23 protein-coding genes are annotated in these 24,529 nt (G+C 70.7%); 5 read left to right on the top strand and 18 right to left on the bottom strand.

Annotation, left to right across the window (positions count from 1 at the left end; all coding sequences use genetic code 11):
• Nucleotides 1-68: 68 nt before the first annotated feature.
• Nucleotides 69-845, bottom strand: a complete 777-nt coding sequence (locus FH608_RS11755; protein ID WP_139630500.1) for a TetR/AcrR family transcriptional regulator — start codon at nucleotides 843-845, stop codon at nucleotides 69-71.
• 45 nt (nucleotides 846-890) lie between these two features.
• Here FH608_RS11755 and FH608_RS11750 point away from each other — a divergent pair, with 45 nt between their 5' ends.
• Nucleotides 891-2,117: a cytochrome P450 gene (locus FH608_RS11750; protein WP_139630499.1), complete on the top strand. Its 1,227-nt coding sequence runs from the start codon at nucleotides 891-893 to the stop codon at nucleotides 2,115-2,117.
• A 105-nt stretch (nucleotides 2,118-2,222) separates the two neighbouring features.
• On the top strand, nucleotides 2,223-3,830 hold the full coding sequence (locus FH608_RS11745; RefSeq protein WP_139630498.1) for an amidohydrolase: 1,608 nt from the start codon (nucleotides 2,223-2,225) through the stop codon (nucleotides 3,828-3,830).
• 84 nt (nucleotides 3,831-3,914) lie between these two features.
• Here the strand turns inward: FH608_RS11745 and FH608_RS11740 are convergent, their stop codons facing one another.
• From FH608_RS11740 to gap, 5 genes are all read right to left on the bottom strand, one after another.
• The gene (locus FH608_RS11740; RefSeq protein ID WP_090942943.1) at nucleotides 3,915-4,259 is read right to left on the bottom strand and encodes an RNA polymerase-binding protein RbpA; all 345 of its coding nucleotides are present in this window, start codon (nucleotides 4,257-4,259) and stop codon (nucleotides 3,915-3,917) included.
• A gap of 73 nt (nucleotides 4,260-4,332) precedes the next feature.
• A complete protein-coding gene (gene secG, locus FH608_RS11735; protein WP_139630497.1) occupies nucleotides 4,333-4,563 on the bottom strand; it encodes a preprotein translocase subunit SecG in 231 nt (76 codons plus the stop codon).
• Nucleotides 4,564-4,662: 99 nt separating this feature from the next.
• Entirely contained in the window at nucleotides 4,663-5,445 is a 783-nt protein-coding gene (tpiA, locus tag FH608_RS11730) for a triose-phosphate isomerase (RefSeq protein WP_139630496.1), read from the bottom strand.
• A 1-nt stretch (nucleotide 5,446) separates the two neighbouring features.
• Entirely contained in the window at nucleotides 5,447-6,646 is a 1,200-nt protein-coding gene (locus FH608_RS11725) for a phosphoglycerate kinase (protein WP_317135556.1), read from the bottom strand.
• Between the two features lie 160 nt (nucleotides 6,647-6,806).
• Nucleotides 6,807-7,811: a type I glyceraldehyde-3-phosphate dehydrogenase gene (gene gap, locus FH608_RS11720; RefSeq protein WP_139630494.1), complete on the bottom strand. Its 1,005-nt coding sequence runs from the start codon at nucleotides 7,809-7,811 to the stop codon at nucleotides 6,807-6,809.
• A 184-nt stretch (nucleotides 7,812-7,995) separates the two neighbouring features.
• Here gap and FH608_RS11715 point away from each other — a divergent pair, with 184 nt between their 5' ends.
• A complete protein-coding gene (locus tag FH608_RS11715) occupies nucleotides 7,996-8,658 on the top strand; it encodes a hypothetical protein (protein ID WP_139630493.1) in 663 nt (220 codons plus the stop codon).
• Between the two features lie 221 nt (nucleotides 8,659-8,879).
• Here the strand turns inward: FH608_RS11715 and whiA are convergent, their stop codons facing one another.
• From whiA to uvrA, 8 genes are all read right to left on the bottom strand, one after another.
• A complete protein-coding gene (whiA, locus tag FH608_RS11710) occupies nucleotides 8,880-9,860 on the bottom strand; it encodes a DNA-binding protein WhiA (protein ID WP_049564205.1) in 981 nt (326 codons plus the stop codon).
• A 71-nt stretch (nucleotides 9,861-9,931) separates the two neighbouring features.
• Nucleotides 9,932-10,903 carry a gluconeogenesis factor YvcK family protein gene (locus FH608_RS11705; RefSeq protein ID WP_139630942.1) on the bottom strand — a complete coding sequence of 324 codons (972 nt, stop codon included), beginning with the start codon at nucleotides 10,901-10,903 and terminating at the stop codon, nucleotides 9,932-9,934.
• 290 nt (nucleotides 10,904-11,193) lie between these two features.
• Complete coding sequence (gene rapZ / locus FH608_RS11700) at nucleotides 11,194-12,060, bottom strand: RNase adapter RapZ (RefSeq protein ID WP_139630492.1); 867 nt, start codon at nucleotides 12,058-12,060, stop codon at nucleotides 11,194-11,196.
• Nucleotides 12,061-12,136: 76 nt separating this feature from the next.
• Nucleotides 12,137-14,038, bottom strand: coding sequence for an excinuclease ABC subunit UvrC (gene uvrC / locus FH608_RS11695; protein ID WP_193318400.1), 1,902 nt, complete (start codon nucleotides 14,036-14,038; stop codon nucleotides 12,137-12,139).
• Nucleotides 14,039-14,147: 109 nt separating this feature from the next.
• Nucleotides 14,148-14,600 (bottom strand): Rieske (2Fe-2S) protein, encoded by a 453-nt coding sequence (locus FH608_RS11690; protein WP_139630490.1) that lies wholly within the window; start codon nucleotides 14,598-14,600, stop codon nucleotides 14,148-14,150.
• A gap of 39 nt (nucleotides 14,601-14,639) precedes the next feature.
• Nucleotides 14,640-15,101, bottom strand: a complete 462-nt coding sequence (locus tag FH608_RS11685) for a Rieske (2Fe-2S) protein (RefSeq protein WP_139630489.1) — start codon at nucleotides 15,099-15,101, stop codon at nucleotides 14,640-14,642.
• 103 nt (nucleotides 15,102-15,204) lie between these two features.
• Complete coding sequence (locus tag FH608_RS11680) at nucleotides 15,205-15,636, bottom strand: Rieske (2Fe-2S) protein (RefSeq protein ID WP_226899335.1); 432 nt, start codon at nucleotides 15,634-15,636, stop codon at nucleotides 15,205-15,207.
• Between the two features lie 228 nt (nucleotides 15,637-15,864).
• Entirely contained in the window at nucleotides 15,865-18,705 is a 2,841-nt protein-coding gene (uvrA, locus tag FH608_RS11675) for an excinuclease ABC subunit UvrA (RefSeq protein WP_139630488.1), read from the bottom strand.
• A 213-nt stretch (nucleotides 18,706-18,918) separates the two neighbouring features.
• On the opposite strand from uvrA, the gene FH608_RS11670 reads away from it, so the two are divergent.
• Both FH608_RS11670 and FH608_RS11665 read left to right on the top strand, forming a co-directional pair.
• A complete protein-coding gene (locus FH608_RS11670; RefSeq protein WP_139630487.1) occupies nucleotides 18,919-19,713 on the top strand; it encodes a maleylpyruvate isomerase family mycothiol-dependent enzyme in 795 nt (264 codons plus the stop codon).
• Complete coding sequence (locus tag FH608_RS11665) at nucleotides 19,710-20,366, top strand: MBL fold metallo-hydrolase (RefSeq protein ID WP_139630486.1); 657 nt, start codon at nucleotides 19,710-19,712, stop codon at nucleotides 20,364-20,366. Before FH608_RS11670 ends, FH608_RS11665 begins: the two co-directional genes overlap by 4 nt.
• A 324-nt stretch (nucleotides 20,367-20,690) precedes the next feature.
• Here FH608_RS11665 and pssA read toward each other — a convergent pair whose 3' ends face one another.
• The 4 genes from pssA to FH608_RS11645 all read right to left on the bottom strand — a co-directional run bounded on the left by pssA (nucleotide 20,691) and on the right by FH608_RS11645 (nucleotide 24,526).
• Nucleotides 20,691-21,509, bottom strand: coding sequence for a CDP-diacylglycerol--serine O-phosphatidyltransferase (gene pssA / locus FH608_RS11660; RefSeq protein ID WP_139630485.1), 819 nt, complete (start codon nucleotides 21,507-21,509; stop codon nucleotides 20,691-20,693).
• A complete protein-coding gene (locus FH608_RS11655; RefSeq protein WP_139630484.1) occupies nucleotides 21,496-22,137 on the bottom strand; it encodes a phosphatidylserine decarboxylase in 642 nt (213 codons plus the stop codon). The genes pssA and FH608_RS11655 overlap by 14 nt, the downstream gene beginning before the upstream one ends.
• 108 nt (nucleotides 22,138-22,245) lie before the next feature.
• Entirely contained in the window at nucleotides 22,246-23,229 is a 984-nt protein-coding gene (locus tag FH608_RS11650) for a TerC family protein (protein WP_139630482.1), read from the bottom strand.
• A gap of 178 nt (nucleotides 23,230-23,407) precedes the next feature.
• On the bottom strand, nucleotides 23,408-24,526 hold the full coding sequence (locus FH608_RS11645; protein WP_139630480.1) for a glycosyltransferase family 4 protein: 1,119 nt from the start codon (nucleotides 24,524-24,526) through the stop codon (nucleotides 23,408-23,410).
• Between the last annotated feature and the right edge of the window lie 3 nt (nucleotides 24,527-24,529).

The raw sequence follows: 24,529 nt of genomic DNA, 5'->3' as shown, positions 1-24,529 counted from the left end.
TCAACCCTGGGTGGTACGCGCCGTCCAACCAGGGGTGGACACGAAGCCCGCGAGCGGCCCGCCGGGGTTCAGCTGGACGCGGCGTCGTCCGGCGGTGACTCCACGGTGACGGCGATCCCGCTCAGCAGCCAGTCGAGCCCCAGGAGGAAGTAGCGCTCCCGGTCGCGGACGGGGATGGGCTGCACGGGGCCGATGCCGGCCAGGTGGGGGAAGGCGCCGGTGGCGATGAGGCTCGCCTGGTACTGGGCGAGAGCCTCCTGCTCGGCGGTGCGGCCGGGGACTCTCGGCGACCCCTCCTCGTCCATGACGAACGTCGCCTGGCCCACGACGTAGGTCTCGACGGCGACGATGACGGCGAGTTTCGTGGACGGGTCGAGGCGAAGGCCGGAGAGCGCGGCCAGGGTCTGCTCCCGGTGGCGGGTGCCGTTCGGGCCGATCAGCACGTTGTGGCCGATCAGCTCGACCCACCAGGGGTGGCGGAGCAGGACCTCGCGGACGCGGCCGGCGATCGCCCGCAACGCCTCCCGCCAGTCGCCCGGCAGGTCGTCGACGATCATCTCGGCGCACACCTGGTCGGTCATCAGGTCGAACAGCTCCTCTTTCGAGGTGATGCGCGCGTAGGAGTAGACGCTCATCGGCCGGGCGTCCAGCTCCGCCGCCAGCCGCCGGACGGTGAGCGCTGCCAGGCCCTCGGAGTCGGCGATGGGGATCGCGGCCGACACGATGATCTCGCGGGTCAACGGGGCGCGCCGCCTGTCGGGCGGCGGGCGGTCCCACACCAGCGGCGACGGCGGCTCTTCCGTGTCCGGTCGAGGCGCCGCCGGGTCGGGTCGGGAGGGATTCATCACCACCGATGGTATCAGCGTCACGCTTGCGATACATTGTCTCGCATGCGTGACAATGTATCGACACAGTCCGGCGATCAGCCGGCGACCCTGCCCGTCCGGCGCGATCCGGGCTGCCCGTTCGCCCCGCCTCCCGAGCTGGAGCGGCACCGCGCCACCGAGCCGCTGACCCGCCTGGCCTTCCCCGACGGCCATGTCGGCTGGCTCGTCACCGGATACGAGCTCGCCCGGACGATCCTGTCCGACCCCCGCTTCACCGTCCGGCCCGACCTGCGGCACCCCGCGCTGCCGCGGGCGAACGTGCGCCCCGGCGGCGTCACCGGGCCCCCGGCACCCGGCTGGTTCGCCAACATGGACCCGCCCGAGCACACCCGCTACCGGCGCCTGCTCACCGGCCAGTTCACCGTCCGCAGGATGCGGCTGCTCGAACCCCGCATCGCCGAGATCATCCACGAGCGCCTGGACGCGATGGCGACGGCCGGGCCTCCCGCGGACCTCGTGCAGGCGTTCGCGCTCCCGGTCCCGTCGCTGGTGATCTGCGAGCTGCTCGGCGTCCCCTACGCCGACCACGCGTTCTTCGAGGAACAGACCGTCACGATCGTCGACATGGACAGCACCGAGGCCCAGGCCATGACCGCGCTGGAGAACCTGGCCGGCTACCTGCGCGACCTCGTCGCGCGCAAGCGCGCCGAGCCCGCCGACGACCTGCTCAGCGGCCTGATCGGCGACCTCGACGACGAGGAGCTGACCAACATCGCGCTGGTGCTGCTCGTGGCCGGGCACGAGACCACGGCGAACATGCTCGCCCTCGGCACCTTCGCCCTGCTCCGGCATCCCCGACAGCTCGCCGCGCTCCGCGCGGACGACTCGCTGACCGGCACCGCGGTCGAGGAGCTGATGCGCTATCTGACCATCATCCACCTGGGCGGGCCCGGCCGCGCCGCGCTGCGGGACGTCGAGGTGGGCGGCAGGCTCATCCGCGAGGGCGAGACCGTGATCCTGGGGCTGCCCGCGATCAACCGTGACCCCGAGCGGTTCGCCGATCCCGGCGTCCTGCGGCTGGACCGCGTCGACGCCGGGCACCACCTGGCCTTCGGCCACGGCGTGCACCAGTGCCTGGGGCAGCAGCTCGCGCGGATCGAGCTGCGCATCGGCTACCGCGCGCTGCTCGAACGCTTCCCCGCCCTGCGCCTGGCGGTCCCGCCGGAGGAGGTCCCGCTCCGCGAGAGCGCGCTGGTGTACGGCGTGTGGCGGCTCCCGGTGACCTGGTGATCGCCGGAGCAGGCGAGCCGGGCTCGGCGCGGGTCGGTGGAGGCGGGAGGATGTACGGCGGGCTCGGCGTGCGCGAGCCGGATCGACCGCCGAGAAAGGAAACCGATGAACATCCTCTTCCGAGGAGGCCGCGTCTTCACCCCGGAGGGCGTGGCGGCCGAGGCCGTGCTGGTGAGCGACGGGGTGATCGCCGCGGTGGGCGCGGAGGGCGAGCTGGCCCGCCGGGCGCCGTCCCACGAGACGGTCGACCTGGACGGCGGCCTGCTGGTGCCGGGGTTCACGGACGCGCACATCCACCCGGTCCAGGCGGGCCTCGAACGCGCGAAGTGCGACTTGTCCGATATTTTCGGCCTCGACGCGTACAGGGCCGAAATATCGGACTATGCAGCGAAGAATCCTGGCAAGGAATGGATCGACGGCGGTGGCTGGGACATGTCGGCGTTCCCCGGCGGCCTCCCCCACCGCGACCAGATCGACTTCCTCGACCGCCCCGCGTACCTCATCCAGCGTGACCACCACGCCGCCTGGGTCAACACCGCGGCCCTGCGCAGGGCCGGCATCACCAGGGACACCCCCGACCCGGCCGACGGCCGCATCGAGCGCGACGCCGCCGGCGAGCCCACCGGGGTGCTGCACGAGGGCGCGATGGACCTCGTCGGCCTGCTCACCCCCCGCCCCACCGCCGCCGACCTGGAGGAAGCGCTGGCGGACGCGCAGCGGCACCTGTTCTCGCTGGGCGTCACAGGCTGGCAGGACGCCATCGTGGGCTCCTACGCGGGCTCCCAGGACCAACTGCCCGCCTACGTGTCCGCGGCCCGCTCAGGCAGCCTCAGGGCGCGCGTGGTGGGCGCCCTGTGGTGGGACAGGACGCGCGGGCTGGAGCAGGTCGAGGAGCTGGTCGAGCGGCGGGCCGCCGCCGAGGGCCTCGACCGGTTCCGGGCCACCTCGGTCAAGATCATGCAGGACGGCATCACGGAGAACTTCACCGCCGCCACGCTGGAGCCGTACTGCCTGTGCGGCGGCACGGGCCTGTCGTACGTGGACCCGTCCGAGCTCAAGGGCCATGTCGCCGAGCTGGACCGGCTCGGCTTCCAGGTGCACGTGCACGCCATCGGCGAGCGGGCCGTGCGCGAGGCGCTGGACGCCTTCGAGGGCACCGATCCCGGCAACCGGCACCACATCGCCCACCTGCAGATCGTCGAGCCGTCTGATGTGCCCCGCTTCGCCGCCCTGGGCGTCACGGCCAACCTGCAGCCGCTGTGGGCCACGCACCACGCCCAGATGGACGAGCTGACGCTGCCGTACCTGGGTGAGCCGCGCTCGTCGTGGCAGTACCCCTTCGCGGACCTGCTGGCGCACGGCACCCGCTTCTGCGCGGGCAGCGACTGGCCGGTCTCCAGCGCCGACCCGGTGCAGGGCATGCACGTCGCGGTGAACCGTACGGAACCGGGCGGCTCGGTGCACGCCGGCTATCCGACCGCGCAGACCCCGTTCCTGCCCGGCCAGCGCATCGATCTTGCCACCGCCATGACGGCCTACACGGCGGGCTCGGCCTGGGTCAACCGCTCCCCCGCCGGGTCCGTGGAGCCGGGCCGTCCGGCCGACCTGGTGGTGCTGGACCGCGACCCGTTCGAGCTGCCGCCCGGCGATATCTGGACGACGCGGGCGCGCATGACGTTCGTGGACGGCGAGGCGGTCTTCGAGCGCCCCTGAGCGGCGGGGGCGCGGCCCCCGGAAACGACGAGAGGGCCTCGGGGTCACCCCCGCGGCCCTCTCGCCTGGAAACGGTCCTACGCCCTACCAGGGGGACTTGTTGTTACGCAGGCGCTCCAGTGCCTCCTCGAGGATCGCCTTGCCGTCCTTGTCGCTCCTGCGCTCCTTCACATAGGCAAGATGCGTCTTGTACGGCTCGTTCTTGGGCGGGGCAGGCGGCGCCTCCTCGTCCTGTCCGGCTGGGAGGCCGCAACGCGGGCAGTCCCACAGCTCGGGGACCGCAGCGTCGCTGGCGAAACTGGGGCGCGTCTCGTGCATGTTGGCGCACCAGAACGAGACCCGCACTCTCGGAGCTGCCTCGCCGCGCTCGGCCTCCCCCATAGGGCCGGCGCCGACTCGGCTGCCACGGATCGCGTTGCCACTACCCACGGATGAACTCCTCGCTCGATCGCCCCGCGCGCAGACACGGGGGGAGAATCACTGTCACGCGTTTAACTTGTGCTCAGGGCTTCATGAGCAAGCCGAGAGCGATGATGCAGACGAACCAGATCGTGCCCGTGATGACGGTCAGCCGGTCGAGGTTGCGCTCCACCACCGAGGAACCACCGAAGTTCGACGAGAAACCGCCGCCGAACATGTCAGACAGGCCGCCACCCTTGCCCTTGTGGAGCAGCACGAGCAGGATCATGAGCCCGCTCGCCAGGATGAGGGCGATGGAGATTCCGATTTCCACGGTATGCCTGTTCCTTCAATGCTCTGTAACGCGTGACGATTCAGACTTGCCTTCTGAGGGTACGGCCTGGTGTCAAGTCGCACCCCCAGAACGACTCAGTTAGCCTGGCATATCCGAGAAACGGCAGATCTTCGCGAACTCCCCGGCGTCGATGCTGGCACCGCCCACGAGCGCGCCGTCGACATCGGGTTGAGCCATGATCCCCGCGATATTGCCTGACTTGACCGAGCCACCGTAAAGGATACGGACCGCGGAGGCCACTTCGGGGTCGTAGAGCTCAGCGAGTCTGATGCGCAGCGCGCCACAGACCTCCTGGGCGTCCTCCGGGGTGGCCACCTCGCCGGTGCCGATCGCCCACACTGGTTCGTAGGCCACCACTATCGATTTTGCCTGATCAGCGGTGATTTTGCGCAGTGCGCCGTCGAGTTGGCCGAGACAGTGCGCGATGTGGCCGCCCTCTTGACGGATCGCCAGCCCCTCCCCCACGCACAGGATGGGGGTGAGCGAGTGGCGCTGGGCGGCCTGCACCTTGGCGTTGACCATGTCGTCGTCCTCGCCGTGGTACTGCCTGCGCTCGGAGTGTCCGATCACGGCGTACGTGCAGCCGAGCTTGGCCAGCATCGCGCCCGACACCTCGCCGGTGTAGGCGCCGCCGTCGTGCTGCGACAGGTCCTGCCCGCCGTACACGATCCTGAGCTTGTCGCCGTCGACCAGCGTCTGCACGCTGCGCAGGTCGGTGAACGGCGGCAGGACCGCGACCTCGACCTTGTCGAAGTCCTTGTCGTTGAGCGCGAACGCCAGCTTCTGGACGAGAGCGATGGCCTCGAGGTGGTTGAGGTTCATCTTCCAGTTGCCGGCGATGAGCGGCTTGCGCTGGGTCACCTCAGTCCTCCAAGGCCGCGAGTCCGGGGAGGGTCTTGCCCTCGAGGTATTCGAGGCTGGCCCCGCCACCGGTGGAGATGTGCGAGAAGCCGTCCTCGGGCAGCCCGAGCCTGCGCACGGCCGCCGCGGAGTCGCCGCCGCCCACCACGGTGAACGCGCCGCCCTCGGCGGTGCGGGCGATCAGCGCCTCGGCCACCGCCCTGGTGCCGCCGGAGAACGCGTCGAACTCGAACACGCCCATGGGGCCGTTCCAGAAGACGGTGCCGGCGTCGGCCAGCTTGGAGGCGAACAGCTCGCGCGTCTTGGGCCCGATGTCCAGACCCTCCCGATCAGCCGGGATCGCGGTGGACTCGACCACATCGTGCTCGGCGTCCGGCGCGAACGTGACCGCCGCCAGCACGTCCACGGGCAGCACCAGCTCGACGCCGCGCTCGGCGGCCTCGGCGAGGAAACCGCGCACCTGGTCGAGCTGGTCCTCCTGGAGCAGCGACCTGCCCACCTCGTGGCCCTGGGCCTTCAGGAAGGTGTACGCCATGCCGCCGCCGATCAGCAGCCGGTCGACCTTGCTCAGCAGGTTGGCGATGACGCCCAGCTTGTCGGAGACCTTGGCGCCGCCGAGCACCACGGCGTAGGGCCGCTCGGGGCTCTCGGTCAGCTTCTTCAGCACCTCGACCTCGGCCACGACCAGCCCGCCCGCCGCGTGCGGCAGCAGCCGCGGCACGTCATAGACGCTGGCGTGCTTGCGGTGCACCGCGCCGAACCCGTCGCCGACGTAGACCTCGGCCAGCCCGGCCAGCTTCTCCGCGAAGGCCCGCCGCTCGGCGTCGTCCTTGGACTCCTCGCCCGGCTCGTAGCGGAGGTTCTCCAGCAGCGCCACCTGGCCGTCCTGGAGCTTGTCGACCGTGCTCCGCGCGCTGTCGCCCACCACGTCCGTGGCGAAGGCGACGTCCTGGCCCAGCAGCTCGCCCAGCCGCCCGGCCACCGGCCCGAGCGAGTATTTCGGGTCGGCCTTGCCCTTGGGCCTGCCCAGGTGGGCGCAGACGACGACCTTCGCGCCCCGGCCCACCAGCGCCTTGATCGTCGGCACCGACGCGCGGATGCGGCCGTCGTCGGTGATCGTCTCCCCTTCCAGGGGGACGTTGAGGTCGGCGCGCACGAGCACGCGCCGCCCCTTCACGTCGAGATCGTCGAGCGTGCGCATGCTCATGCTCCTCGTGTTCACACCGTGGAGGCGTGCCCGGTCGCCACCGGGCCGCCCTGCTCATGGCCTCCACGCGGTGGAGGCGGATCGCCCTTGACGCAGCCGCCTCCACCCGCACGGGCGCGCCGCGACGGCGGCCCGGCGGCCGGAGGCGCCGGGGTCAGAGGCCGCGGCCGACCAGCTCGACCAGGTCGGCGATGCGGTTGGAGTAGCCCCACTCGTTGTCGTACCAGCCGACGACCTTGACCTGGTTGCCGATCACCTTGGTGAGCCCGGCGTCGAAGATGCACGACGCCGGGTCGGTGACGATGTCGGAGGAGACGATCTCGTCCTCGGTGTAGCTGATGATGCCCTTGAGGGGGCCCTCGGCGGCGGCCTTGACCGCGGCGTTGACCTCCTCGACGCTGACGTCGCGGCTGACGTCGACCGTCAGGTCGGTGGCCGAGCCGGTCGGGATCGGCACGCGCATGGCGAAGCCGTCGAGCTTGCCCTTGAGCTCGGGCAGGACCAGGCCGATGGCCTTGGCGGCGCCGGTGGAGGTGGGCACCACGTTGAGCGCGGCGGCGCGGGCGCGGCGCAGGTCCTTGTGCGGGCCGTCCTGGAGGTTCTGGTCCTGCGTGTAGGCGTGGATGGTGGTCATCAGACCCTTCTCGATGGTGAAGGTGTCGTGGAGGACCTTGGCCATCGGCGCCAGGCAGTTGGTGGTGCAGGACGCGTTGGAGATGATCGTGTGCTTGGCCGGGTCGTAGTCGCCCTCGTTGACGCCGAGGACGACGGTGACGTCCTCGTTCTTCGCCGGGGCGGAGATGATGACCTTCTTCGCGCCGTTGTCGGCGTGCACCTTGGCCTTGGTGGCGTCGGTGAACAGGCCGGTGGACTCCAGCACGACGTCAACGCCGAGGTCGCCCCAGGGCAGCTTGCCCGGGTCGCGCTCCTCGAAGACCTTGATCGCCTTGCCGTCGACGGTGATCTCGTCGCTCGAGGCCTTCACCTCGTAAGGCAGGCGGCCCAGAATGCTGTCGTACTTCAGCAGGTGGGCGAGGGTCGCGTTGTCGGTCAGGTCGTTGACCGCGACGATCTCGATGTCCTTGCCGCTGGCGGCGACAGCGCGCCAGAAGTTGCGACCGATGCGGCCGAAGCCGTTGACGCCTACGCGGATGCTCACGGGAACCGATCTCCTCGAAACCAGATGGCGGGCTTAACCTCAACCACGAACCTTATCGGACCCAAATTGGTTTAGACCACTTCAGGTGCCCGATCTGAATCCGTGTTCAGGAGGCGCATTTTGCGGGGTTCGAGTAAAGTGCCCGACTCGTCGGTGTAAGTTCGTGCATTCTCTGGGGGCTGAGATGTCACACAAGCGGTCCGGCCTGCTGCCCGGGCTGATCACAGGCCTGATCGCCGCGCTCATCTGCGCGGCGGCCCTGGGGGCGGCCGTCCTGTTCCAGACGCGCCTGCCCGCCGCCGTCGCGGGCTTCGGGAACGGCTACCCGCTCTCGGTGGCCTCCTCTCTCGTGATCGCGCTGCTGGTCGCCCTGGCGATGGGCGCGGTACGTCCCCGCAGCGTCGTGCTGGTGCCCATCGCGGCGGTGTACGCGGGCGGCGCCGTGGCCGCGGGACAGGTCGTGGGCTCCTCCATCATGATCGGCACCGCGCTGCGCACGCCGCCGGCCGAGCGCGGCCCCGCCGACCTGTCCGACGTCACCCTGGACAACTTCACCGCCGGCCTCCCCTACGCGCCGTCGCTCTACAAGGATCCGCTGTCGGAGACGTGGGCCGCCTGGCTCTACATCGCCGTGGCGGCCCTGGCCGCCCTGGCCCTGCTCGCCCTCCGCGTCATCCGGATCCGCCGCAGGCAGCGGGTGGAGCAGCCGGAGACGGCCGGGCAGCCGGAGGGGGAACCGGAATACCGAGCCCCCTTCGAACCCCTCCAGGCCCCCACCCCGAAGCCCACCGCGGACCTCTTCACCCCCCGCGGCCCCGCCAAGGACCAGCCTCCAGCCGCTTCGTGAGTGGCGCCCTGGACCCGCCGGACGGGGAACCGCGGCGCGGCCAGGGTCACCACGGAGCCGGCCAAGGACGCGCGTCGTCACGGCGCCCGGCCCGTGAGCCTTCACGACCGGCCATGACGGACGGCCACCGACGTCGGCGCGTGCGGCCGGCCACGCGAAGCCGTAACGGATGGGTCTGGGAAGGAGACTCACCGGGCGGAACCGTCACGGATGCTCGTGGATCAGGGGGAGAGCATGTCGACGGTGAGGTTGGCCTCGGTATTGGGGATCCCCAGGTCGGAGGCGCGCTTGTCGGCCATGGCGAGCAGGCGGCGGATGCGGCCCGCGATGGCGTCCTTGGTCAGCGGCGGGTCGGCGATCTGCCCCAGCTCCTCCAGTGACGCCTGCTTGTGCTCCACCCGGAGCCGCCCCGCCACCACGAGGTGATCCGGCGCCTCGTCCCCGAGGATCTCCAGCGCCCGCTGCACCCGCGCTCCCGCCGCGACGGCCGCGCGGGCCGAGCGCCGCAGGTTGGCGTCGTCGAAGTTGGCGAGGCGGTTGGCGGTGGCCCGCACCTCGCGGCGCATCCGGCGCTCCTCCCACGCCAGGACGCTGTCGTGCGCCCCGAGCCGGGTGAGCAGCGCGCTGATGGCGTCGCCGTCGCGGACCACGACGCGGTCGACGCCGCGCACCTCCCGCGCCTTGGCGTGGATCTTGAGCCGCCGCGCCGAGCCCACCAGCGCGAGCGCCGCCTCCGGGCCGGGGCAGGTGACCTCGAGCGACATCGAGCGCCCCGGCTCGGTGAGCGAGCCGTGCGCGAGGAACGCGCCGCGCCAGGCGGCCTCGGCGTCGCAGGCGGCGCCCGCCACGACCTGGCGGGGCAGGCCGCGCACGGGCCGGCCGTGGTTGTCGATCAGGCCCGTCTGGCGGGCCAGGGCCTCACCGTCGCGGTAGACGCGTACGACGTAGCGCGAGCCCTTGCGCAGCCCGGCGGGCGCGAGCACGAGCACCTCGGCCTTGTGCCCGAACACCTCGCCGATGTCCTTGATCAGCCGCCGCGCGGTGGCATTGGTGTCGAGCTCGGCCTCGATCACGATCCGCCCGCCCACCAGGTGGAGGCCGCTCGCGAACCGCAGCAGTGTCGAAACCTCCGCCTTGCGGCAGCACGGCTTCAGCACCGGCAGGCGACTCAGCTCGTCTTTCACCACACCTGTCATGGCCATGCGTTAGTCCTCTCCCCCATTCAGACCGGCTCACGTCAGTCTCTCGCACCTTCGCGCCACGCCGACCAGGATCAACGCTTCTGGAGGAAAATCTCGTCCAGGACGGAGGCAAGACGTCGTGGGTCGTGCTTCGGCGAGCCGTCGCCGGCGGCCACGTCGGCCATTACGAGCCGGGCGCCGAGCGCCCCCGCGGCCTTCTCCAGCGCGCCGGGGTCGTCCACCACCCCGATGTCGGCGAGTACGACGTCGATCGACAGGTCGGGGGCGTGCTGCCGGAGCACCTCCAGGTGCTGCTGGGGGGAGAAGTCGTCGGTCTCGCCCGGCTGCGGGGCCAGGTTGAGCGTGACGAGGCGCTTGGCCTTGGTGGCGTGCAGCGCCCTGGCCAGCTCGGGCACCTTGAGATGCGGCAGCACGCTGGTGAACCACGACCCCGGCCCGAACACCACCCAGTCGGCGTCCAGCACCGCCTCGACGGCCTCGGGCCGGGCGGGCGGGTCCTCGGGCACGAGGGAGATGGCCTGCACGCGACCGGGCGTCAGCGCGCAGGCCACCTGCCCGCGCACGATCGAGATGACGCCGTCGAGCTCCACCCTGGCCACGATGTCGAGCGGCACGGACGCCATCGGCAGCACCCTGCCGTGCGCGCCGAGCAGCCGCCCGACCCAGTCGAGCCCGGCCACCGGGTCGCCGAGCAGCTCCCACAGGGCGACGATGAGCAGGTTGCCGACGGCGTGCCCGTGCAGCTCCCCCTCGCTGCGGAAGCGGTGCTGCACGACCTCGCTCCACGTGCTGCCCCACTCGTCGTCGCCGCACAGCGCGGCCAGCGCCATCCGCAGGTCGCCGGGCGGCAGCACGCCTAGCTCGCGCCGCAACCGGCCGCTGGAGCCGCCGTCGTCGGCGACGGTGACCACGGCCGTCAGCCGGTCGGTCACCATGCGTAATGCCGACAGAGACGCGTACAGCCCGTGGCCGCCGCCGAGCGCCACGACGTGCGGCCCGAATCCGGAGAACGTCCCCGTGTACGCGCCCAGCTCGGCCGGCATCGGGACCACGCGCGAAAGCCGCACGGGACACACCCCGCCCTCGCCCGAGTCACCCTCGTCCGAGGCGGGGCCGTGATCGTCCTGAGCGCCCCCACCCTCATCCGGAGCCGAGCCTCCGTCACCGTGAGAGGAAACGCTTTCGTCGCGGGCGGGGACGTTCGCGCGTCCCGTCAGGGCCGCGGCCGGGGGCTCGCCTCCTTCGGGAGACGAGCGATCCCCCGGGGGCACGTCCGAGTCTCCGCCACCCGCCACCGGCCGCGGCAAGGCTCCCGCCGCGACGCCTGCATCGGTCACTCCCGCCCCACATCCCGATGACTCACCTGGACCTCCACCTCGCGGTCGCGCAACCGGGCGGCGAGCTGCTCGGCCATGGCCACGCTGCGGTGCTTGCCACCGGTGCAGCCCACCGCCAGCGTCGCGTAGCTCTTGCCCTCGCGCGCGTATCCGGCGGCCACCACCTGCAGGACCTCCTCGTACGCGTCGAGGAACTCCTTGGCACCCGGCTGCCCCAGCACGTAGTCGGCCACGGGGGCGTCGAGCCCGTTCATCGGCCGCAGCTCGGGCACCCAGTGCGGGTTGGGCAGGAACCGGCAGTCGACCACCAGGTCGGCGTCGACCGGCAGGCCGTACTTGAACCCGAAGGACACGATGTTCAGCCGCAGCCCCGGCCGGTCCTCGCCGCCGAAGTAGGCGACGATCTTGTTGCGGAGGTCGTGCACGTTGTGCGAGGACGTGTCGATCACGAGGTCGGCGTTGGCCCTGACCTCCCGCAGGATGCCCCGCTCTCGGGTGATCCCGTCGACCAGCCGCCCCTCGCCCTGGAGGGGGTGCGGCCTGCGGACGTTCTCGAACCTGCGGACCAGCTCCTCGTCGCTGGCCTCCAGGAACACGACCCGCACCCGCACGCCGCGCCCTTCGAGCTCCTCGATGGCCGCGTTGAGGTCGGTCGTGAAGGCCAGGCTGCGCACGTCGACGACGGCCGCCACCTTGTCGGCGGCCAGCTTGACCTTGCCTGCCTCCTCCGCCATCGCGAACAGCAGCCCGGGCGGCAGGTTGTCGATGACGAACCAGCCCAGGTCCTCCAGCGCCTTGGCCGCGGTGCTGCGGCCCGCGCCCGACATGCCGGTGACGATCACGAACGCCGGCTCGGTGCTCATTTCCTCTCTCCGTCCCGCATGTGCTGTCCGGGCGCACCACCATGGCGCCCGGACGCCCAATCGCGTCCTGGCGAGATCAAGGCGACTCTCCCTTCAGCGTCGACACGATGACCTCGGCGATGGACGGGCCGATGCCGGGGACCTCGCAGATCTCCGCCGCAGTGGCCTCGCGTAGCTTCTTCACGGAGCCGAAGTGCTTGAGCAGCGCCTGCCTGCGTGCCGGCCCGAGGCCCGGCACGCCGTCGAGCGCGCTCTCCTTCACCGTCTTGGACCTCTTCGACCGATGGTAGGTGATGGCGAAGCGGTGTGCTTCGTCTCGCACGCGTTGCAGCAGGTAGAGACCTTCGCTTGAACGAGGCATGATCACTGGCTGGTCGTCGCCGGGCAGCCAGACCTCCTCCAGCCGCTTGGCGAGCCCGCACACCGACACGTCGTCGATGCCGAGCTCGTCGAGCGCCCGCTGCGCCGCGGCCGCCTGCGGGCCCGCGCCGTCGACGACCACCAGGTTGGGCGGGTAGGCGAACTTGCGCGGCTTGCCCGTCTCGGGGTCGATGGGGCCGTGGCCGTCGTCGTCGGCGGCCAGCTCGCCGGTCGCCGAGCGCTCCTCGAGATAGCGGCGGAACCGCCGCATGATCACCTCGTGGATCGAGGCGACGTCGCCCTCCTTGGTCTTGACGGCGAAGCGGCGGTATTCGCTCTTGCGCGCCAGGCCGTCCTCGAAGACCACCATGGACGCCACGACGTTCTCGCCCTGCAGGTGGGAGACGTCGTAGCACTCGATGCGCAGCGGCGCCTGGTCGAGGTCGAGCGCGTCGGCGATCTCCTGCAGCGCCTTGCTGCGCGTGGTCAGGTCGCTCGCGCGGCGGATCTTGTGCTGCGCCAGCGACTCCTTGGCGTTGCGCTCGACGGTCTCCATCAGCGACCTCTTGTCGCCGCGCTGCGGCACGCGCACCTCGACGCGGGCGCGGCGCTGCTCGGTCAGCAGCTCGCTCACCGCCTCGCAGTCGGGCGGCAGGGCGGGCACCAGGACCTCGCGGGGCATCGCGTCGGGGCTCGCCTCGGCGTACATCTGGAGCAGGAACTGCTCGACCAGCTCGCCGGGCGAGCTCTCCTCGACCTTGTCGACGACCCAGCCCCGCTGGCCCCTGATGCGGCCGCCGCGCACGTAGAAGACCTGGACGGCGGCTTCGAGCGGATCCTCGGCCAGCGCGATCACGTCGGCGTCGGTGCCCTCGCCGAGCACCACGGCCTGCTTCTCCAGCGCCCGCTGGAGCGCCTGGATGTCGTCGCGCAGCCGGGCCGCCCGCTCGTATTCCTGCTCGGAGGCGGCGTCGCGCATCTCCTTCTCCAGGCGCTTGATGAAGCGGCTGGTGTTGCCCGCCATGAAGTCGCAGAAATCCTCGGCCAGGTCGCGGTGCTCCTCCGGGGTGACCCGGCCGACGCAGGGCGCCGAGCACTTGTCGATGTAGCCGAGCAGGCAGGGGCGGCCGATCTGGCCCGCCCGCTTGAACACCCCGGCGCTGCACGTGCGGACCGGGAAGACCCGCAGCAGCAGGTCGACGGTCTCGCGGATCGCCCAGGCGTGGGAGTAGGGGCCGAAGTAGCGGGTGCCCTTGCGCTTGGCGCCGCGCATGACCTGGACCCGGGGGAACTCCTCGCCCATGGTGACCGCGAGGTAGGGGTAGGACTTGTCGTCGCGGTATTTCACGTTGAAGCGCGGGTCGAACTCCTTGATCCAGGAGTATTCGAGCTGCAGCGCCTCGACCTCGGTGCCGACGACGGTCCAGTCGACGTCGGCGGCCGTGGTCAGCATCGACTGGGTGCGCGGGTGGAGCGCGGAGAAGTCGGCGAAGTACGAATTGAGCCGCTGGCGCAGGCTCTTGGCCTTGCCGACGTAGATCACCCGGCCGTGCGCGTCCCTGAACCGGTAGACCCCCGGCGAATCGGGGATCGAACCCGGCCTGGGCCGGAAACTCAAGGGGCTGCCCGCTGATCTCGCCACATGAAAAGACTAGTGGCCCCTACCGACAAGGTTGCCCGCCGCGCCTTCCTCCGGCGCGACGGGACGGTCTGTCTGCGGCGCCCGGCTAGGCGAGCGTGATCTGGTCTCCCTCCACCTTGATCTGCTGCTCGGGCAGCGGCTGTTGCGCCGGTCCGTCGGTGACCGAGCCGTCCGCGATGGCGAACTTGCTGCCGTGGCACGGGCACACGATCACCCCGTCCGCGACGCTGCCGACGGCGCACCCCTTGTGCGTGCACACGGCGCTGAACGCCTTGAACTCGCCCTCGGTGGGCTGGGTGACCACGATCTTCTGGTCCTTGAGGACCGTGCCGCCGCCGACGGGGATGTCGGCGGTCTTGGCCAGCCCTCCACCGGCCGGCGCGCCCGACCCGGAAGCGGCGGGCTCCGGCGCGCTCGACCCGGTGGCGGCGGGCTGCGCGGTTTCTGTGTCGCCGCCACAGGCGGCCAGTGTCAGCGCCAGGCCGCCCACGCCCACGCTCGCGAACACGGCTCGGCGGCTCTGCAGGTCATCTCCCATGCGGGCACTCAACCGCACGTAAGTGAGAAAATCATGAGATCAGGCGAGCCTGATCTTGTCCCCGTCCACGGTGATCTTCTTCTCCGCGAGCGGCTCGCCCGCCGGCCCGTCGGCGACGGATCCGTCGTTGATGTTGAACTTGCTGCCGTGACACGGGCAGTTGATCGTGTTGTTGGAGACGGTGGCCACCGTGCAGCCCGCGTGCGTGCAGACCGCCGTGAACGCCTTGAACTCCCCGGCGGCGGGCTGCGTGACCACGATCTTCTCGTTCTCGAAGACCTTCCCGCCGCCCTCGGGGATGTCCGATGTGGCGGCCAGCGCCTTGCTCTTCGCCGCCGCCTTCTTTTTCTTGGGGGACGCCGCCTCCGCCGGCTCCTCCACCGGCGGCTCGGCGTTCGCCTCGGTGGTCGGCGAGCCGTAGCTCGCACATGCCGTCAGAATCGCCGCGAGCCCGGCGCCCCCGGCGCCGAGCACCACAGTGCGGCGCGTCGTATCCGTCATGGTGCGTTCCTCCCAGATCGGCTTTCACTTCAGGTACGGCCGGCCCCTCGTGCCGGTTCAGCGTGCCTGAGCCCGATCCGGGTCTCTACGCATAAGTACGGGTTCAGGCGACGACGATGCCGTCCCCTTCGACCCGGACCTTGAACGACGCCAGCGGGGCGCCGGCGGGCCCCTTGGTGGCCTTGCCGCTGTCGGCGGCGAACTCGCTGCCGTGGCAGGCGCACCTGATGACGTTGTCCTTGGGGGCGCTGACCGTGCAGCCCTTGTGCGTGCAAACCGAGCTGAACGCCATGTAGACGCCCTTCGTCGGCTGCGTCACCACGACCTGCAGGTCCTCGACCACCGTGCCGCCGCCCACGGGCACGTCGGCCGTCTTGGCGATGACCTTGCCCTTGAGATTGGGCTGCGCCTTCGCGTCCTGGCCGCTGCACCCGGCCAGCGCGAGCCCGCACGCCGCCACCCCCGCCGCGCCCAGCATCTCGCGCCGCCCGAACCCGTGTGCGGGCATGGCTCCGCCCCGCTCCGTAACCGTCATGATGTGCCGACCCTCCGCGCCGTGCTGACCCCCTGCAGGCCAGGCCGTTACCCTCGCTCAACTTTATGGGCGACCCCCCTCGGTCCCGTGACCGGGTGCCCCGGTCACGGGGGCCGTGACGGCACGCCACGCCCCCCGGACCTCGCCGGGCGGCACGCCACGGTCACCCGGACCTCGCCGGGGCGCACCCGTCGCCCCGGCGAGACGGAAGAACGCGAACGGACCCGCTCAGAAGGCCAGGATCTTGCGCAGGAAGCGCCCGGTGTGGCTCTCCTCCACCAGCGCGACCTCCTCGGGCGTGCCGCTGGCGACGAGCGTGCCGCCACGGGACCCGCCCTCGGGACCCATGTCGATGATCCAGTCGGCCGTCTTGATCACATCGAGGTTGTGCTCGATGACGATCACCGAGTTGCCCCCGTCCACGAGCCGCCCGAGCACCCCCAGCAGGCGCCGGATGTCCTCGAAGTGCAGGCCGGTGGTCGGCTCGTCGAGCACGTAGATGGTCCGCCCGGTCTGCCGCCGCTGCAGCTCGGAGGCGAGCTTGACGCGCTGCGCCTCGCCGCCGGACAGCGTGGTGGCGGGCTGGCCGAGCCGGACGTAGCCCAGGCCCACGTCGTGGAGCGTCTGCAGGTGGCGCTTGATCGCGGGGATCGCGTCGAAGAAGCCCAGGGCCTCCTCGATCGGCATGTCGAGCACCTCGGCGATCGTCTTGCCCTTGTAGTGGACCTCCAGCGTCTCCCGGTTGTAGCGGGCGCCGTGGCAGACCTCGCAGGGGACGTAGACGTCGGGCAGGAAGTTCATCTCGATCTTGATGGTGCCGTCGCCCGCGCACGCCTCGCAGCGCCCGCCCTTGACGTTGAAGCTGAAGCGCCCGGGCTGGTAGCCGCGCACCTTCGCCTCGGTCGTGGCCGCGAACAGCTTGCGGATGTGGTCGAAGACGCCGGTGTAGGTGGCGGGGTTGGAGCGCGGGGTGCGCCCGATCGGCGACTGGTCGACGTGGACGACCTTGTCGACGTGGTCCATGCCGTTGATCCGCGAGTGCCGCCCCGGCACCGTGCGGGCGCCGTTGAGCTCCTTGGCCAGGGCGTTGTAGAGGATGTCGTTGACCAGCGTCGACTTGCCGGACCCCGACACGCCCGTGACGGCCGTGAACACGCCCAGCGGGAACTCGATGTCGACGCCCTGGAGGTTGTGCTCGCGCGCCCCCTTGACCACGATCTGCCGCTTCCTGTCGCGCTTGCGGCGCTTGGGCGGGATCGGAATGGCCTTGCGCCCGGACAGGTACTGGCCGGTGATCGAGTCCTCGTTGGACAGGAGCTCCTGGACGGTGCCGGACACGACGACCTGACCGCCGTGCTCGCCCGCGCCGGGGCCGATGTCGACGACCCAGTCGGCCGCCGCGATCGTGTCCTCGTCGTGCTCGACGACGATCAGCGTGTTGCCCATGTCGCGCAGCCTGATCAGCGTGTCGAGCAGGCGCATGTTGTCGCGCTGGTGAAGCCCGATGGACGGCTCGTCCAGCACGTACAGGACGCCGACCAGGCCGGAGCCGATCTGCGTGGCCAGCCTGATGCGCTGGGCCTCGCCGCCCGCCAGGGTGGCGGCGGCGCGGTCCATGGTGAGGTAGTCGAGGCCGACGTCGAGCAGGAAGCCCATGCGGGCGTTGATCTCCTTGACCACCCGCTCGGCGATCTGCATGTCGCGGTCGGACAGCTTGAGCCCGGCCAGGAACTTCGCGCACTCGCCGATCGACATGGCCGCCACCTCGGCGATCGACCTGTCGGCGACCGTCACGGCCAGCGTGACCGGCTTGAGCCGGGCCCCCTTGCAGGCCGGGCACGGGATCTCGCGCATGTAGCCCTCGAACCGCTCGCGGGTCGAGTCGCTCTCCGCCTCGGCGTGCCGGCGCTGCACCCACGGGATGACGCCGTCGTAGGTGGTGTAGTAGGAGCGCTGCCTGCCGTAGCGGTTGCTGTAGCGGACGTGCACCTGCTCGTCGTGCCCGTACAGCAGGGACTTCTGCGCCTTCTTCGGCAGCTTCTCCCACGGCGTGTCGAGCGTGAACCCCATCGTGTGGCCGAGCGCCTCGATCAGCCTGACGAAGTATTCGCTGGTGTGGCCGCCCGACCAGGGGTGGAGCGCGCCGTCGCCGAGCGCGCGCTCGGGGTCGGGCACGACCAGGTCGGGGTCGACCTCCATCTTGGTGCCGAGGCCCGTGCACTCGGGGCAGGCGCCGAACGGCGAGTTGAAGGAGAACGAGCGCGGCTCCAGCTCCTCGAACGACAGGTCGTCGTAGGGGCAGTAGAGGTGCTCGGAGTAGAAGCGCTCGCGGCCAGGGTCGTCCTCGGGCAGGTCGACGAACTCCAGCGTGATCGTGCCGCCGGACAGCTGCAAGGCCGTCTCGACCGAGTCGTTGAGCCGGCGCCGCGCCGACTCCTTGACCGACAGGCGGTCGACGATGACCTCGATGTCGTGCTTCTCGTACTTCTTCAGCGTCGGCGGCTCCTCCAGCCGCACGACCGTGCCGTCGACCCTGGCCCTGGCGAAGCCCTTGGTCTGCAGCTCGCGGAACAGCTCGGCGTACTCGCCCTTGCGCCCTCTGACGACCGGGGCGAGCACCTGGAAGCGGGTGCCCTCCTCGAGGTCCATGACGCGGTCGACGATCTGCTGGGGCGTCTGCCTGGCGATCGGGCGCGAGCACACCGGGCAGTGGGGCTTGCCGATGCGCGCCCACAGCAGCCGCAGGTAGTCGTAGACCTCGGTGATCGTGCCGACGGTCGAGCGGGGGTTCTTGCTGGTGGCCTTCTGGTCGATCGACACCGCGGGCGACAGGCCCTCGATGAAGTCGACGTCGGGCTTGTCCATCTGGCCGAGGAACTGGCGGGCGTACGCCGACAGGGACTCGACGTAACGGCGCTGCCCCTCCGCGAAGATCGTGTCGAAGGCGAGGCTCGACTTGCCGGAGCCGGACAGGCCCGTGAAGACGATCAGTGAGTCTCGCGGCAGGTCGAGCGAGACGTCTTTGAGGTTGTGTTCTCGTGCACCACGCACGATCAGGCGGTCTGCCACGGCGATCCCGGAGGTCTTAAGGCGGATAGGTCCACGGGGATGGTAGACGGGGGCTCCGACAATTTCGGCGGGCCGATGCCCGGCCCCCGAAAATCCGTCCTTCACAGGTTACGGCCATCTCCCAGCCAGGTAGGAGCCCTTCCGGATTCAACCAGCTGACCTGCGGCTTTATGCCGGTCAGCGTAGTCACCCTAACTCATGAAAAATCTAGATATGACTGTTCTACCCGCGCTGCAGGCCGAGCTGGCCTCGGCCACCAACCAGCTGCTGGCCACGGCCGCGTCGCTTTCGGACGCCGACATCGCCGCGCCCTCCCTCCTGCCGGGCTGGACCAGAGGGCACGTGCTCGCCCACCTCGCCCAGAACGCGGACTCCCACCTCAACCTGCTCACCTGGGCGAGGACGGGGGTGAAGGTCCCCCAGTACGCCTCCGTCGAGGCCCGGGCCGCCGCGATCGAGGAGGCGGCCGCCCGCCCGGCCGCCCGGCACCTGGCCGGCCTGGAAGAGGGGGCCGCCCGCCTGTCCGCCGCCGTCCGCGACCTGCCGCCGGAGCGCTGGTCCGCGCCGGTGGAGGGCATGCGCCCGCCTCCGCACCCCGCCTGGTACCTCCTGGTACGCCGGATCCGGGAGATCGGCCTGCACCACGTGGACCTGGCCGCCGGGTACGGCCCCGCCGAGTGGCCCGAAGCGTTCGTCCTGCGCGAACTGCACGACTGCCGCGCGTGCTGGCCGCGTGACCACAGCGCGATCGGCGAGATCGTCCTCAGGGCCGCCTCGGGCGAGATCGTCGACCGGTGGCCGGACCTAGGACGCGGGCCCGCGGTCGAGGGCGCGCCGGCGGACATGCTCGCCTGGCTCACCGGGAGATCAAGCGGCGCGCGCGTTACCCTGGTGCCTGTGGGGCAGCCGTGCACGTCCGGAGGCCCAGGCCTGCCTGAGCCGCCGCCGTGGCTGACGATGCCGGCCCCCGCTGATCTGCCCGCGACGCCCCCGGAGGGCTACCCATGACCTACACAGGTGACGTCCAGGTCGGCGGTCCCGCCGACGTGCGCGAGTTGCCCGCCCTGACGATCTGCAAGCTCGCCGTAGGCCCGTACGACAACAACGCCTACCTGCTGCGCTGCACCGAGACAGGGGAGGGCCTGCTGATCGACGCGGCCGCCGACGCCGACCGGCTGCTGGCCCTGATCGCCGACGGGCCGGTCGCCTCCATCGTCACGACGCACCAGCACGGGGACCACTGGCAGGCCCTGGAGCAGCTGACCAAGGTCACCGGCGCCCAGACGGTCGCCCACCCGCTCGACGCGCCCGCCCTGCCCGTGCCGGTCGACCGCACGGTGGAGCACGGCGACACGATCGACGTCGGCGCGGCCACCCTGGAGGTCATCCACCTGCGCGGCCACACGCCGGGCTCGATCGCCCTGCTGTACGACGGCGGCGAGGCCGGGCGCCACCTGTTCACGGGCGACTCGCTGTTCCCCGGCGGCGTGGGCAACACCCAGAAGGACCCGCAGCGCTTCACCCAGCTCTACACCGACGTGACCGAGCGCCTCTTCGACCGCCTCCCCGACGACACCTGGGTGTACCCGGGCCACGGCAAGGACACCACCTTGGGCGCGGAACGCCCATCCCTCCCGGAATGGAAGGCCCGCGGCTGGTAACCCGCCCACGAGTTCGACGCCCCACAAGACTGTCACCACTCAGTAACCGCACGCCGCCCTCACATCTGCGAGGGCGGCGAGAGCGGTGCCTCACGACATCCGGCATGACCACGGAGTCGCCTCACGCCTCGGCATGACCACGGAGCCGGCTCACATCCCGGCATGACCACGGAGCCGGCCCAGAACACGCGTCGTCACGGCGCCCGGCCCGTGAGCCTTCACGACCGGCCATGACGGGCCGGCCACCGACGTCGGCGCGTGCGGCCGACCACGCGAAGCCGTAACGGATGGGCCTGAAAAGGCGCGACGCCGCAACAGACCGCGCTAGAACTTGACGCGCGCCTCGCGGCGCTGTTCGCGTTTGTAGACGAGCATGCGGAGGGGGATCGCCGCGACGAGGGCGATCTGCATGCTGGCGCCGATCTTGATCGGCAGGTCGCCGCCCTCCGGCCAGGCCACCCAGAACGTCAGGAACGCGACGTTCACCATGATCCACCCCAGCACGCCCGCGGCGAGCTGCCCCTTCGGCTTGGGGTACTCGATCCGGCTGACCATCAGCCACGCGACGCCCAGCACGGCCAGCAGCGACCAGACGCTCGGCTGGAACAGCAGCACGATGGAGATCACGGTCATGGCGCCCATGGGGATGGGCAGGCCCATGAAATCACCGCTCTTGGTCTTGACGCAGGCGAACCTGGCCAGGCGCACCACGCCCGCCACCAGCACGGCCGCCGCCGCCGCGACCACCATCGCGAACGGCACCTGGTCGGTGAAACCGCCCCAGACGAAGACCATGAACGCGGGCGCGAACCCGAAGCTGATGACGTCGGCGAGGTTGTCCAGCTCGGCGCCCATCGCCGAGGCGCGGAAGCGCCGCGCGACGAGGCCGTCGAACAGGTCGCACGTCGCGCCGATGAGCAGCAGCACGATGGCGGTCGCGAAGTAGCTCGGGTCGGGCGTGAAGTGGTGGAGGCTCTGCAGCTGCTGGATCGCGGAGTACGCCAGGACGCACACGGCGAGGAACCCGCAGACCGCGTTGCCCAGCGAGAGGGAGTCCGCGGCCGACAGGCGGAAGGCCTTGCCGACCGGGCCCCGAGGTTCTTCCTCCTCCGCCTGCCAGCTGCCGGCGTCAGCCGCGGTCAATTCTGGTCACCCCCGCAACCGTCTTCTCGCCCACGGACACCGCGGGAGAGATCCCTTCGGGAAGGTAGATGTCGACGCGCGAACCGAACCTGATGAGCCCGATCCGCTCGGCCTGGGCGACCTTGGCGCCGCCGCTCACGTACGGCACGATCCTGCGCGCCACCGCGCCCGCGATCTGCACCATCTCGATGTCGCCCAGCGCGGTCTCGAAATGCCACACCACGCGCTCGTTCTGGTCGCTGTCCTTGTTGAACGCCGGCAGGAACCCACCTGCCACATGCTGCACGGATGCGACATTTCCCGCAAGAGGGGCGCGGTTGACATGCACGTTCAGGGGGCTCATGAAGATCGCGACCCTGGTGCGCCCGTCCGGCCACGGGTCGATGCTCTGGACGACCCCGTCGGCGGGTGACAGGATCCGGCCCTCGCCCGGCGTGCGGTCGGGGTCGCGGAAGAACCAGAGCATTCCCCCGGTGAGCGCGCTCAGCGGCACCGCCGCGAGCGCCCATCGCCGGTCCTTGCGCGTCAGCAGCGCGGTGGCGGCCGCCGCGGCCGCCGTCGGGATGAGCCACGGGGAGACCCCGCGTGCGAGCCGGACGCGGCTCGACTTAGCAGAATCGTCTGACACGTACAACCTTTGGTGGTGACTGAATTGGGCGCTTTGCCGTGATGTTACAGAACTAGCAACTATGACACGGCGCAACTAGACAAGCAAAGCGCCTCGAAGTCCTTTTCGCTAGACCTGCTCCGGGTGCGGCTCCTCGCCCTGGCGCGCGTCGATGCGGGCTTTGACCAGGCTGGCCACCGTGGTGACGACCATGGTGGCGCCGATGACGGAGAGCGACACCCAGATGGGGATTTCGGGCGCCCAGGAGACATGGCTGGCGTGCAACGCCTCCAATATCAGCTTAACCCCGATGAACCCGAGGATGAACGCCAAACCATAGCTGATGTAGACCAGTCGCTGCAGCAGCCCGCCCAGCAGGAAGTAGAGCTGGCGCAGCCCCATCAGGGCGAACGCGTTGGCCGTGAAGACGATGAAGGCGTCCTGGGTGAGCCCGAAGATCGCCGGAATCGAGTCGAGCGCGAACAGCAGGTCGGTGCTCCCGATCGCGACCATCACGATGAGCATCGGCGTCACCATGCGCTTGCCGTCGATCTTGACGGTGACCTTGGAGCCGACGTACCCCTCGGTGGTGGGGAACGCCCTGCGCACCCACCGCAGCACGACGTTCTCGTTGAACTCGTCCTCCTCGCCCTTGAGGTGCTGCCGGACGAGGTTGACCGCGGTGTAGACGAGGAAGGCGCCGAACACGTAGAACAGCCAGCTGAAGCGCTCCAGCGCCGCGGCGCCGAGCGCGATGAAGATGCCGCGCATCACCAGCGCGAGCAGGATGCCGACGAGCAGCACCTTGTGCTGGTACGCCCGGGGCACGGCGAACCTGCTCATGATGATGAAGAAGATGAAGAGGTTGTCGACGCTCAGGCTGTATTCGGTGATGTAGCCGGCGAAGAACTCACCTGCCTTGCCCGGCCCGAAGGTGACCCACAGGATCGCTCCGAACACGGCGGCGAGCGCGACGTAGAACGTCACCCAGTATCCGGCCTGCCGCATGGAGAACTCTCGGGCCTCCCCGCGATCGACGATCCACAGGTCGATGGCGAGGACAACAAGGAGGCCGCCTATCACGGCCAGCCAGGCCCACACGGGTACGGTCACGTCTCAAGACCTCCGGCATGCACGACTCATTGCCGGAGGTCTCTCCCGCCCGCCTCAACCGCGGACCGGCAGCCCCGGGGGCCCCGTGGAGTGGGGCTGCACCGTGATGACGAGGCTGTCGCGAAGGGATACTCCCCTCCTCTAACCCACGCAGTATACGAGAACGCCTCGACCCGGCCTAATCATCCTCCGGCTTCCCGGAGCCGTACACGGCCAGCACGCTCTCCACGGCGTCGTCGGCGCCGGGCATCTCCCGCCCGCGCCGCTCGGCCGCCGCAGCCAGCCTTTCCGCAGGTCCCGGCGCTGCCACGAGCTCTCGTACGGCCGCGCGCAGCCCCTCGACGTCCCCGTACGGAACCAGAATCCCGGCGTCCCCCAAAATTTCCGGAATTCCCCCCACTTTGGAGGCGATTGCCGGTTTTCCGGACATGAGCGCCTCGCGGAGGGTCAGCGGCTGGCCCTCCCAGCGGCTCGGCATCAGCAGCGCCACAGCGGCCCCCAGCAGGTCGGGCACGTCCTCCCGGTGCCCCAGCAACAGCACGGGCAGGTGCTCCCGCTCGATCCTGGCCCGGAGCTCCTCCCGCAGCGGCCCCTCGCCCGCGACCACGAACAGCGGCTCGGCGGACGCCCACGGCCCGGCGGCGACGTCGAGCAGCGTCTCGAGCCCTTTCTGCTGGGCCAGCCGGGCGACGGTGAGCAGGATCGGCCGCTCGCCCGCTCCCAGCTCCCGCCTGACCTCCTGGGGGGTGCGCCTCGCCGGTCCCGGCCTGGGCGCGGGCACCACGGCGGCCCGCACGTCCCGCGCGCCCAGCCGGATCATGTCCGCGCCGAGGTCGGGAGAGACGGCGAGCACATGATCGGCCCGCCGCGCCACGATCCGCTCCAGCACCCCGTGCACGACCCCGATCAGCCCGCCGGTGGTGAGCGCGTTGTGCAGGGTCACGACCAGCCGCCCCCCGTCACGCCGTCGAGCCGTCCGCGATGCCCGGCTGCGCCCCTGTCCGGCGAGGGCCGCCAGCGCGCCGGCCCTGAGCCCGTGGGCGTGCACCACGTCGGCGTCCCGGGTCAGCCGCCTGATCGCGAGGACGGCGCGCAGGTCGTTCGCCGGGTGCGGCCGGTCCGACACGGTCACCTCCGCGAACCTGGCCCCGGCGCGGGTGAAGGAGAAGCTCTCCTCGACGCTGCGCGGCCCGATGACCGCCACCTGGTGTCCCCGCCGCACCAGCCCGTCCACCAGCATCAGGACGTGCCGCCCTGTACCACCCGACGTGGTGCCCAGCACGAAAGCCACCCGCACGAC

The sequence above is a fragment of the Nonomuraea phyllanthi genome, assembly GCF_006334985.2.
Classification (GTDB): domain Bacteria; phylum Actinomycetota; class Actinomycetes; order Streptosporangiales; family Streptosporangiaceae; genus Nonomuraea; species Nonomuraea phyllanthi.
This window is presented reverse-complemented; position numbering and strand designations above follow the sequence as displayed.

Coding starts and splice junctions, on each gene's coding strand:
- FH608_RS11755 (WP_139630500.1), bottom strand. CDS start 845: ATGAATCCCTCCCGACCCGACCCGGCGGCGCCTCGACCGGACACGGAA.
- FH608_RS11750 (WP_139630499.1), top strand. CDS start 891: ATGCGTGACAATGTATCGACACAGTCCGGCGATCAGCCGGCGACCCTG.
- FH608_RS11745 (WP_139630498.1), top strand. CDS start 2,223: ATGAACATCCTCTTCCGAGGAGGCCGCGTCTTCACCCCGGAGGGCGTG.
- FH608_RS11725 (WP_317135556.1), bottom strand. CDS start 6,646: ATGCGCACGCTCGACGATCTCGACGTGAAGGGGCGGCGCGTGCTCGTG.
- FH608_RS11715 (WP_139630493.1), top strand. CDS start 7,996: ATGTCACACAAGCGGTCCGGCCTGCTGCCCGGGCTGATCACAGGCCTG.
- whiA (WP_049564205.1), bottom strand. CDS start 9,860: ATGGCCATGACAGGTGTGGTGAAAGACGAGCTGAGTCGCCTGCCGGTG.
- FH608_RS11705 (WP_139630942.1), bottom strand. CDS start 10,903: ATGCCGGCCGAGCTGGGCGCGTACACGGGGACGTTCTCCGGATTCGGG.
- rapZ (WP_139630492.1), bottom strand. CDS start 12,060: ATGAGCACCGAGCCGGCGTTCGTGATCGTCACCGGCATGTCGGGCGCG.
- FH608_RS11690 (WP_139630490.1), bottom strand. CDS start 14,600: ATGGGAGATGACCTGCAGAGCCGCCGAGCCGTGTTCGCGAGCGTGGGC.
- FH608_RS11685 (WP_139630489.1), bottom strand. CDS start 15,101: ATGACGGATACGACGCGCCGCACTGTGGTGCTCGGCGCCGGGGGCGCC.
- FH608_RS11680 (WP_226899335.1), bottom strand. CDS start 15,636: ATGACGGTTACGGAGCGGGGCGGAGCCATGCCCGCACACGGGTTCGGG.
- FH608_RS11670 (WP_139630487.1), top strand. CDS start 18,919: ATGACTGTTCTACCCGCGCTGCAGGCCGAGCTGGCCTCGGCCACCAAC.
- FH608_RS11665 (WP_139630486.1), top strand. CDS start 19,710: ATGACCTACACAGGTGACGTCCAGGTCGGCGGTCCCGCCGACGTGCGC.